The sequence below is a fragment of the Natronococcus jeotgali DSM 18795 genome, assembly GCF_000337695.1.
GTDB lineage: Archaea > Halobacteriota > Halobacteria > Halobacteriales > Natrialbaceae > Natronococcus > Natronococcus jeotgali.
Map to the genome: position 1 here is coordinate 63,192 of NZ_AOIA01000091.1, position 9,971 is coordinate 73,162.

8 protein-coding genes and 1 pseudogene are annotated in these 9,971 nt (G+C 65.5%); 7 read left to right on the plus strand and 2 right to left on the minus strand.

The features are described 5' to 3' along the window. Window positions 1-143 precede the first annotated feature (143 nt). Window positions 144-704, minus strand: a complete 561-nt coding sequence (locus C492_RS09535) for a YqaA family protein (RefSeq protein ID WP_008422862.1) — start codon at window positions 702-704, stop codon at window positions 144-146. A 206-nt stretch (window positions 705-910) separates the two neighbouring features. Here C492_RS09535 and C492_RS09540 point away from each other — a divergent pair, with 206 nt between their 5' ends. After that, window positions 911-1,906, plus strand: coding sequence for a DUF368 domain-containing protein (locus tag C492_RS09540; protein WP_049892934.1), 996 nt, complete (start codon window positions 911-913; stop codon window positions 1,904-1,906). Window positions 1,907-2,010: 104 nt separating this feature from the next. Beyond that, a complete protein-coding gene (locus tag C492_RS09545; protein WP_008422866.1) occupies window positions 2,011-3,078 on the plus strand; it encodes a CNNM domain-containing protein in 1,068 nt (355 codons plus the stop codon). A gap of 130 nt (window positions 3,079-3,208) precedes the next feature. On the opposite strand, the gene C492_RS09550 is transcribed toward C492_RS09545, so the two are convergent. Beyond that, the gene (locus tag C492_RS09550) at window positions 3,209-3,400 is read right to left on the minus strand and encodes a hypothetical protein (RefSeq protein ID WP_008422867.1); all 192 of its coding nucleotides are present in this window, start codon (window positions 3,398-3,400) and stop codon (window positions 3,209-3,211) included. A gap of 316 nt (window positions 3,401-3,716) precedes the next feature. Here C492_RS09550 and C492_RS09555 point away from each other — a divergent pair, with 316 nt between their 5' ends. From C492_RS09555 to C492_RS09575, 5 genes and pseudogenes are all read left to right on the plus strand, one after another. Further along, window positions 3,717-5,039 (plus strand): dicarboxylate/amino acid:cation symporter, encoded by a 1,323-nt coding sequence (locus C492_RS09555; protein WP_083898817.1) that lies wholly within the window; start codon window positions 3,717-3,719, stop codon window positions 5,037-5,039. Between the two features lie 14 nt (window positions 5,040-5,053). Continuing rightward, window positions 5,054-6,367, plus strand: coding sequence for an aspartate aminotransferase family protein (locus tag C492_RS09560; RefSeq protein WP_008422869.1), 1,314 nt, complete (start codon window positions 5,054-5,056; stop codon window positions 6,365-6,367). Window positions 6,368-6,538: 171 nt separating this feature from the next. Then, window positions 6,539-7,510: a sulfurtransferase gene (locus C492_RS09565; RefSeq protein WP_008422870.1), complete on the plus strand. Its 972-nt coding sequence runs from the start codon at window positions 6,539-6,541 to the stop codon at window positions 7,508-7,510. Between the two features lie 145 nt (window positions 7,511-7,655). Next, window positions 7,656-8,808 (plus strand): annotated as a pseudogene (locus C492_RS09570) (hypothetical protein). Window positions 8,809-8,942: 134 nt separating this feature from the next. Further along, window positions 8,943-9,938, plus strand: a complete 996-nt coding sequence (locus C492_RS09575; protein WP_008422873.1) for a glycosyltransferase family 4 protein — start codon at window positions 8,943-8,945, stop codon at window positions 9,936-9,938. Window positions 9,939-9,971 lie beyond the last annotated feature (33 nt).

Below are 9,971 nucleotides of genomic sequence, written 5' to 3' on the forward strand. Positions count from 1 at the left end.
CGCGCCTCGGCGGAAGGGGAGCTACCGACGGACGCCGCTTTCAACGAAACGAGCGACGGAAGCTGTAACGGATCGTACGCTCCCGCGACGATCGAACCCGTCGCGATCGCTGGCGGGCGCGGGCGAAAACGGAAACCGCCGGTTCAGAAGATCGCCGAGAGACCGCCGAAGAACCCGACCGTAACGAGGAGCCGACCCAGACTTCCGAGAAAGGTCGCGATCGCGAATCTCACGTAATTCTGCTCGAGAACGGCGAACGCGTATATCGAGATCGTATCGGGGAAGAAAGGAACCGACAGTGCGATCGCGAGGCCACCGTAGCCGTACTCCTGAGCGAGTTGCACGGAGCGCTTCTCGGACCACTTCAGGACGTTCCACCTCGACCGTCGCAACCAGCGCGTGATCGGGCCGGCCCGCTTGACCTCCTGACCGATGTGGAACGCGAAGACGCTGCCGGCGGCTTTGCCGACCGCGCTCACGAGCATGATGCTCGAAAGGTGTGCCCACGACGGAAGGCCGAGATCGAGCGGTGCAACCAACACGATTTCGCTCGGGCCCGGGAGAGCGAACGCGATCAAAAACGAGTACACGAAGATGATACCCATCCCCGGCCAGCCCGTCGCCGATTCGACGAGGGATTCGAGGCTACCTGCACCGACGACGAGTCGCGTCTCGAGGGCGAGTAACGATAGATCTGTTACCATGGATGTGCGGGTATGTTCCGGATCGCTACCGATTGGTCTGTCGTACTCAATCCCGCGTCGAGTATGTATCGATAGCGTTCGCCGACGGCGATCGATCGACGCTGGTGCGACCTCGGCGGGAACCGGCCCCGTATCGCCGATCGAAAAGCGGTGTCGCGGTGGAGATTTCGACAGGGATTTCACCGTATTGCCAGTACGATGTGCTAATGAGTTCTACGCCGGAGACAGTATCCACGCTACGGGGCTCCGTTCCGCCGGTGCGGGAGTGGATCCGCACGTTCGCTATCGGACTCTGTATGGGCAGCGCTGATGCCGTGCCGGGCGTCTCCGGCGGAACGATCGCCCTCATCACGGGTATATACGGCCGTCTGATCGCCATGGTTACGGCGATCACGCCGGGGCGAATCCGGCGGTTGCTCGGCGCGGTAGTCCCGTTCTCGAACGGGGTTTCGATTCGCGACGCAGTCGGCGTCTGGGAGGAGGTCGACGGCTGGTTCGGGCTCGCCCTGGTCGCCGGCGTCGGAACCGCCATCGTCGTCGTCACGCGCGCCGTCCACGTCGCCAACGAGAGCGCCCCGACGCTTCTGTTCGGGTTCTTTTTCGGCCTCATCGCGGCCTCGGCCGTCGTGTTGCTCCGCCAGTTGACGATCTCGACGGGATTTCAGGCGTTCGCCGCCGTCGTCGGGTTCGTCGTCGCCTTCCTCCTCTCCGGCCCGGTAGCGTTTCTGGAGGGAGGGGGCCTCCCCGTCGTCTTCCTCGCCGGCGCCGTCGCGGTCAGCGCGATGATCCTTCCGGGCATCTCCGGGTCGCTCCTGTTGATCATCCTCGGACAGTACACGCGACTGTCGACGACCCTCAGCCAGTTTACCGACGCCCTCGGCCGCGCCGTCGTCGGCGGACCGGTAGGGGAGCTGGTCGATCTCGGAGTAGTCATCGTCACGTTCGTTCTGGGCGGTCTCGTCGGCCTCTTTACCGTCTCGAGGGTTATCCGTCGGTCGCTGGACTGGAACCGGCGGGCGACGATGGCGTTTCTCATCGCGCTCGTCGTCGGCGCGCTCCGGGCGCCGGTGTCGGAAGTGCGGACCACGGTCGGGTTCTCGGCGGAGGTGGCGGTGGCGTTCGCCGGCGCGGCGGTCGTCGGCGCGGTTCTGATCCTCGCTCTCGACTGGTACGCCGTCGATCTGGATCTCGACTCGATCTGATCGAGGCGTGAGGACGCTGCCGTCAGTACACGAATCGTCTCGTTGACGGGATAATTCGTCTTCCCCTACTGATTTGTATCGCCTGTGTCTACGGACGGACGATGATGGGACCACTCGAGGTCAGCGGACGAATCCTGGCTGGCCTCTTCCTTATCGGGCTGAACGCCTTTTTCGTCGCAACCGAGTTCGGACTGACCCGCGCTCGGCAGTATCCGAAGTCGGAGTTCGACACGCCCTCGCTGGAACTCGCCTGGGAGATGACCGAAGACCTCGAGTTCTATCTGACGTCGTGCCAGATCTGGATCTCCGGGACCAGCATCGCGTTGGGTATCGTCGCCGAACCCGGTCTGGCGGCGCTGTTCGAGCCGCTGTTTGCAAACACGGCGCTGGCGTCGGCCGGCGCCGGTTCGGTGCTCGGATTCCTGCTGATCAATCTGATTCACCTCACGCACGGCGAGCAGACGCCGACCTACCTCGGCGTCGAGCGCTCGAAGCAAGTCTGCAGGTACGGCGCGCGTCCCCTCTACTGGTTCGCCAAGGTTCTCGCGCCGGCGATCTGGTTCGGCGACTGGATCGCGAAGAAGACGCTCGCCCTGTTCGGGATCGAGATGACGGGCGCCTGGCGCGAGACCGAACAGGAGGTCATCGAATCTCGAGCGGACCTGCGGAATCAGCTCGGCTCGGTCCTCGACGAGGGGGACCTGTCCGAGGAGCGACGCGAGGAGGTGATGAACGCGTTCCAGGTCGGCGAGCAGTCGATCAGCGGGGTGATGGTTCCGCGCGAGGAGATCGTCGCGCTGTCTACCGAAGCGGCTCCCGAAGAGAACTTCCGGCGGATGGAGGATCGCCCGCAGACCCGCTACCCGTTAGTCGGCGACGATCTGACCGACTTCCGCGGGATCGTCTACACGCCGGTCCTCGTCAGATATCGCGAGGAGTTGGCCGAGGACGATATCGACTTCGCCGAACTCGTGGCGCCGCCGATGACGCTTTCGCCCGACGTGGACGTAAGCGACGCAGTCGATCAGTTCCAGGCGGAAAACCAGGAACTCGCGCTCGTGATCGAGGACGGCGACGTCGTCGGATTGGTGACCGTAACGGACCTGCTCGAGGCGGTTATGGGCGACATCGAGGATCCGCTCGATCAGGAAGTCGATTCGGTCGACACCTAACGGCGAGCCGAAGAGCGAGCGCGTTCGATCCCAACCCTGCCGACGACGGCGCACCGGAGACGCTGGACGACGGTCCGACAGAAGCCGGGAGGGAGTGCTCTCCCGCCACCGACGCGGAACCCAACGATCCTCAGTTTTGCCGTCGCTCCCGCCGAGTGTGGTCCGAACCGTCCTCGTTCTCGGTCTCGCCGGTTAGTTCTCGGGCCTTGTCGATGCCCCGTCTGGCTTGCCGTTCGCTCACGCCGGTTCGCTTGCTGATCTGTTTCGCCACCTTGTTCTCGCGTCCCTCGAGTAATCCGAGCATCCGCCGAAGTTTGTTCATCAGGCCCATCGACCGGTACGCGAGTCCGGAGGGTTAGAAAGGTAATGCCGTAACACGTCGGGTGGGAAACAGAGCGCGAGGTGAACCGCGGCTTTGGCCGTGAGCGGCTCGATCTGAGTTAAACTCGCAATAGACAGCAATGAACGTGTAGACAGCGGCGACGACACCCCGAAGACGGACCGAGTTCCTCGAGCTCGCTCTCGATCGCTCGCTCTCGTCGTCTTCGTACCGATCTCTAGTTATTGTCAACGAATTCGTATAAAGGTATGTATTCCGGAAGTATTATCACCACCTTGCGAAAAATCTTCGGGAGGGCATGACAAGTGCAATCACATCCGCGTGGCGACGATACCGGGGGGTACCCATCGTCTACCGAATCGCGGCGGCGTTCGTGCTCGGCGCCGTCGTCGGGCTGGCGGTCGGACGGCCCGCGATGTCGCTCCAACCGATCGGTGATCTGTTCGTTCGGTTGCTCGAGATGATCATCGTTCCCATCATCGTCTTCACGCTGTTGATGGCGACGCGGGAACTGTCTCCGAAAAACCTGGGAAAAGTGGGAGGACAGGTAGTGGGGCTGTACCTCGCCACGACGGCCGTGGCGATCGCGATCGGGCTCGCCGTGAGCAATCTCATCAATCCGGGGACGGGAGTTACCCTCGAGCAGACGGACGTCGAAACCGAGCAGGCGCCGGCGCTGACGGACCAGCTGTTCAACATCGTTCCCGCGAATCCCATCAGCGCGCTGGCGGAGGGGAACATCCTCGCGATCATCTTCTTCACGCTCGCGTTCGGCCTCGGAATGACCATGGTCCGGGCGGAGGTCGAACCGGACTCGGCCGTCCGAAACGGCATCGACACGATCTTTAACGTGGCTGACGCCGGCGCGGAAGTGATGTTCAAAATCGTCTGGGGGATCATGGAGTTCGGCGTCCTCGGCGTGTTCGCCCTGATGGCGGCGCTGTTCGGAGAGATCGGTCTCGAGGCCATCTCGGCGTACTTCTTCCTCGCGATGACGCTGACGGTCGCCGTCGGGCTGCAGATCACGCTGGTCTACCTCTTGCTCCTCATTCGAGGGGTCGTCGGCGGGTCGCCCGTCGACTTCCTGCGTGGCAGTAAGGAGGCGCTTATCACGGCGCTAAGTATCCGATCCTCGAGTGCGACGCTGCCGATCACGATGTCGGACGCCGACGAGAACCTCCGAATCAAAGAGCGCGTGTACGGCTTTTCGCTCCCGCTCGGGGCGACGGTCAACATGGACGGGACGGCGATGTATCTCGGGATCGTCGCCATCTTCGCGGCGAACATCGCGGGCGCGTCGCTCACGCTGTTCGAACAGGTGGCAATCTTGCTGACCGCGCTCCTGATGAGCGTCGGCACCGCGGGTGTTCCCAGCGCGAGCCTGGTGATGATGACCGCGGTGTTGACCCAGGTCGGACTGCCACTCGAGGTCATCGGGATGATCGCGGGTATCGACCCGCTGCTCGATCGCCTCCGGACAATGAACAACATCGCCGGCGATCTGGCCGTCTCGTCGGTCGTCGCGAAGTGGAACGACGCGATCGACCTCACGTCCGGCGTGTGGGCCGACGCGCCCGTCGGTGTGGGTGAAGAGACCGTTAACGTGACGAACGACGATTGAGAACCTTCGCAAAGATGACGAACGACCCACCGACGACCGATCGAAACGAAGCGATCGTCGACCGCGCACGCGAGGTCATCCCTGGCGGCGCACAGACGGGATTGCGGGCGCAGGCGTACGACACGGGCGACGTCGCCTTCGAATCGGCGTCGGGCGCCACGCTGACGACCGTTACCGGCGAGCGGTACACCGACTACCACCTCGGGTTCGGGCCGATCGTGCTCGGCCACGCCCACGACGCCGTCGACGAGGCGGCTCGAGGCGCTATCGACGACGGCGTGTTGTTCGGGGCGGGCACGGCACCCCTCGAGGTCGAGGTCGCCGAACGGCTCGTGGACCTGCTGCCCAGCGTCGAGATGGTGAACTTCTGTAACAGCGGCAGCGAAGCCACCTACCACGCGATCCGGCTCGCCCGGGCCGCAACCGGTAACGAGAAGGTGCTGAAGTTCGAGGGCTGTTACCACGGCTGGCACGACTACGTCGACGTCAGCGTCTACCCGCCGGCCGACCGCGTCGGGGAACGTTACCCCGAATCCGACGGCATGCTCTCGGCCGCCGTCGAGAACACGCTGGTCGCGCCGTTCAACGATCCCGAGGCGGTCGAGGAGATCTTCCGCGAGCACGGCGACGACCTCGCGGCCGTCATCCTCGAGCCGATCCCCCACTCCGTGGGCTGTCTACTGCCGCAGACGGCGTTCCTCGAGACGCTTCGCGAGGTGACCGAGGACAACGACGTCCCGCTGATCTTCGACGAGGTCATCAGCGGGTTCCGCCACTCGCCCCGCGGCGTCCAGGGCGAGGTCGGCGTCACGCCCGATCTCACCTGCGTCGCGAAGGCCCTGGGCAACGGCTACCCCGTGGCGGCCGTCGGCGGCCGGGCGGACCTGCTCGCGCAGGCGGGCGGCGACAACGAGTCCGGCGTCGTCATCAGCGGAACGTACTCGGGCAATCTTCCGGGACTCGCCGCCGCGCGCGAGACGATCGACACCGTCGTCGACGAGGACGTCCAGGGGTACCTCACCGACCTCGGCGACCGCTACCGCGAGGGCCTGTCCGACCTGCTCAAGGACCGCGGCGTCGACGGACGCGTCGTCGGCCACCGGAGCATCTTCAGCGTCCAGTTCGGCGTGCGCGGCGACCCCCGCGACTACGAGGACGTGGTCGGGCTCGACGAGGAGCGCTTTCGCGCGTTCGCGTCGGGGATGCGCGAACGGGGCCACTTCTTTACGCCGAACCCGTACAAGCGCCACCACCTCTCGGCCGCCCACGACGAGACTCACCTCGAGTCCTACCTCGACGACGCCGACGCGGTGCTCGCCGAACTCTGACGACAACTCGAGGGGAGCGCCCGCGACTCGGTCGCGGAGCGAGACCGGGACGCCGAGACGAGTTCCGGCCGCGGCGAATCGATCGCCCGCCGCGGCGGAGGGTTCGAGAATCGGGGAACCCGACATGTGCAGTCACAGACGCTATCACGCTGGCGACACCCTATCGACTCGATGAGCGACGCCACGTTCTCCGACCCCGAGATCGACGAGAAGTACGACGGCGACACCGACGTCCTCGTCTCGCCGGAGTGGCTCGAGGAACACCTCGACGAGGTCCGATCGGACGACCCCGACTACCGGCTCGTCGAGGCCGACATCGAGTACGACGAGTCCTACGCCAAGGGGCACATCCCCGGCGCCGTGGGCTTTCGCTGGGGGACCCACCTTCAGGACTCCGTCGAGCGCGACATCCTGAAGCGAGCGGAGTTCGAGGAGATCATGGGCGGCGCCGGGATCACCGAGGATACGACGGTTATCCTGTACGGCGACGAGTCAAACCAGTGGGCGGCCTACACGTACTGGCAGTTCAAGTACTACGGACACGACGACGTCAAACTGCTCGACGGCGGCCGCGCCTACTGGTTCGAGAACGACTATCCGACGACCGACGAGGAGCCCGACGTAACCGCCCGGGAGTACGAGTCGGCGGGCCCCGAGGAGGACCTGCGGGCGTACCTCGAGCGCGTCGAGGAGGTCGCCGCAATCGAGAGCGACTCCTCCGCGGAGGGCCGCGCCGAGGTCGGCGACGACCCCGAGATCCCGCTGGTCGACGTGCGCTCGGAAGCCGAGTACCGCGGCGAGAAGGTCGCTCCCGAGGGGAGCAAGGAGACGGCGCGCCGAGCGGGCCACATCCCCGGCGCGACCAACATCTCCTGGAAGGAGAACCTCGACGACGAGGAGCGGTTCAAGGGCGGCGACGACCTGCGCTCGGTGTACGCCGACCGCGGCATCGAGGGCGACACCGAGGTCATCACGTACTGTCGTATCGGGGAGCGCTCCTCGATCACGTGGTTTACCCTGCACGAACTGCTGGGCTGGGACACCACGAACTACGACGGCTCGTGGACGGAGTGGGGGAACCTCGTCCGCCAGCCCGTCGCGGTCGAGGTCGACGACCCGGCGTCGGCCGACGCGAAGGAGTAACTCCGGGCGAACGCTCGTTCGGCCGCACCGTTTCGCCCCGCCGTGGGGATGCGCGACCGACCGGCCTAGAAGTGTCCTCCTCGAGACAGGAACGGGTCGTCATCAGTAAGAATACGTAGATCGAATCGCAACGTCGACGCAATTAATGGACGACCACCAGTTCCTCGAGTCCGAGTGGGATTACTGTCTGGTTCTGGACGCCTGTCGGTACGACGTCTTCGAGGACGTCTACGACGACTACCTCGAGGGCGACCTCGAGAAGCGCCGCAGTCCCGGCTCCTCNCTGGACGCCTGTCGGTACGACGTCTTCGAGGACGTCTACGACGACTACCTCGAGGGCGACCTCGAGAAGCGCCGCAGTCCCGGCTCCTCGACACCCGAGTGGGCCTACCGCACCTTCACGGGCGAGCACGATATCGCATACTTTTCGGGCAACCCCTTCATCAACGACCTGGGAATCCCGCTGAACGAACTCAAGTGGGGCGCCAGCTGCGACTACGACTGGACCGCCAGCGACCACATCGACCGCGTCTTCGACGTCTGGAAAACCCGCTGGGACGACGACCTCGGGACCGTCCCTCCCGACGGCCTCGCCGCCGCCATGCGCGACCACCCCGACGCCGTCGAGCGGGCCGACCGCACCGTCCTCCACTACATGCAGCCCCACGCCCCCTACCTCTCCCGGGGCACCGGCCAGAANCATGCGCGACCACCCCGACGCCGTCGAGCGGGCCGACCGCACCGTCCTCCACTACATGCAGCCCCACGCCCCCTACCTCTCCCGGGGCACCGGCCAGAAACTCAAACAGATCCAGAAGGGCATCCGCCGCCAGGACGAGGAAAACGACACCGACGCCCGCACCGACGGTGCCGGTGCCGGCGCCCTCTCGGCCATCGGCGACACTATCCGCCCCAAACTCGAGCGTCGCCTCGAGGGCAGCGAACTCGCCCAGAAGGCCGGCCTCTGGCTCGAACTCAACCCCGCCGACCTCCTCCGCAGCGGCACCCGCGACGCCGCCCTCGAGCTCTACGAAGAAAACCTCCGCATCGCCCTCGAGGAGGTCGCCNACCCCGCCGACCTCCTCCGCAGCGGCACCCGCGACGCCGCCCTCGAGCTCTACGAAGAAAACCTCCGCATCGCCCTCGAGGAGGTCGCCGACCTCGCCGACGACCTCGACGGCCGCGTCGTCGTCACCGCCGACCACGGCGAGGCGTTCGGCGAGCACGGCGTCTGGGAACACCACATCGAAACCCACATCCCGCCCCTCGTCGAGGTCCCCTGGCTCGAACTCGAGTAACTCTCCCACCGACCCCTCCACACCCACACCCCCATGAAAATCAGCCACTACCTCGAACTCGAGGATCACGTCACNAGGTCCCCTGGCTCGAACTCGAGTAACTCTCCCACCGACCCCTCCACACCCACACCCCCATGAAAATCAGCCACTACCTCGAACTCGAGGATCACGTCACCGGCGGCATCCGCGAGTCCGTCGCCCACCAGCGCAAGATCCTCGACCGACTCGAGATCCCCTACACCACCGAGCCCACACTCGAGGCCGACCTCCTGCACTGCAACCTCATGGGCCCGCGCTCGGTCTGGTACGCCGCCCGCGCCCGCTCGCGGGGAATTCCCGTCCTCGCCCACGCCCACGTCACCGCAGAGGACTTCGGCGACAGCTTCCGCTTTACCAACGCCCTCGCCAAACCGCTCAAGCCGTACCTCGAGCGGGCCTACGGCCTCGCCGACGCGCTCGTCTGTCCCTCCCAGTACAACCAGAACCTGATCCAGTCCTACACGGACACGCCGACGACGGTCGTCTCCAACGGCGTCGACCGCCAGAAACTCGAGGGCTTTCGCGACCTCGAGACGCAGTATCGCGAGCGCTACGACCTCGAACCGCCCGTCGTCTTCCTCGTCGGCCACGTCATCAAGCGCAAGGGTCTCGAGACGTTCGTCGAACTCGCCCGCCGCCTGCCCGAGTTCGACTTCGCGTGGTTCGGCCCGCTGGACCGCTCGCTGAAGGGCCGCGAGACTACCCGCCTGATCGAGACCGCCCCCGACAACTGCACGTTCACCGGCTACGTCGAGGACATCCGCGGCGCCTACGCCGCCGGCGACGTCTTCTGTTTCCCCACCCACGAGGAAAACGAGGGCATCGCCCTCCTCGAGGCGATGGCCGCCGGCAAGCCCGTCCTCGTCCGCGACATCGAGACCTTCGCCTGGCTCGAGGACGGCCGGGACTGTCTCAAAGTCGACGCCGGCGACGACGAGACGGCCCTCGAGGGGTTCGTCGACGCCCTCGAGGCCCTGGAGGACCCCGCCCTCCGGAACCGACTCGGATCGAGCGCGGCCCAGCGTAGCGAGGCGTTCTCGCTCGAGACGGTCGCGAACCAGTACCGACGGCTGTACGAGGAGCTGATCTGAATGCGCATCGGATTCTTCACGGACAGTTACTTC

Excerpts from the sequence above, each read along its gene's own strand:
- C492_RS09535 (WP_008422862.1), bottom strand. The coding sequence starts at position 704 with ATGGTAACAGATCTATCGTTACTCGCCCTCGAGACGCGACTCGTCGTC.
- C492_RS09540 (WP_049892934.1), top strand. The coding sequence starts at position 911 with ATGAGTTCTACGCCGGAGACAGTATCCACGCTACGGGGCTCCGTTCCG.
- C492_RS09545 (WP_008422866.1), top strand. The coding sequence starts at position 2,011 with ATGGGACCACTCGAGGTCAGCGGACGAATCCTGGCTGGCCTCTTCCTT.
- C492_RS09550 (WP_008422867.1), bottom strand. The coding sequence starts at position 3,400 with ATGAACAAACTTCGGCGGATGCTCGGATTACTCGAGGGACGCGAGAAC.
- C492_RS09555 (WP_083898817.1), top strand. The coding sequence starts at position 3,717 with ATGACAAGTGCAATCACATCCGCGTGGCGACGATACCGGGGGGTACCC.
- C492_RS09560 (WP_008422869.1), top strand. The coding sequence starts at position 5,054 with ATGACGAACGACCCACCGACGACCGATCGAAACGAAGCGATCGTCGAC.
- C492_RS09565 (WP_008422870.1), top strand. The coding sequence starts at position 6,539 with ATGAGCGACGCCACGTTCTCCGACCCCGAGATCGACGAGAAGTACGAC.
- C492_RS09575 (WP_008422873.1), top strand. The coding sequence starts at position 8,943 with ATGAAAATCAGCCACTACCTCGAACTCGAGGATCACGTCACCGGCGGC.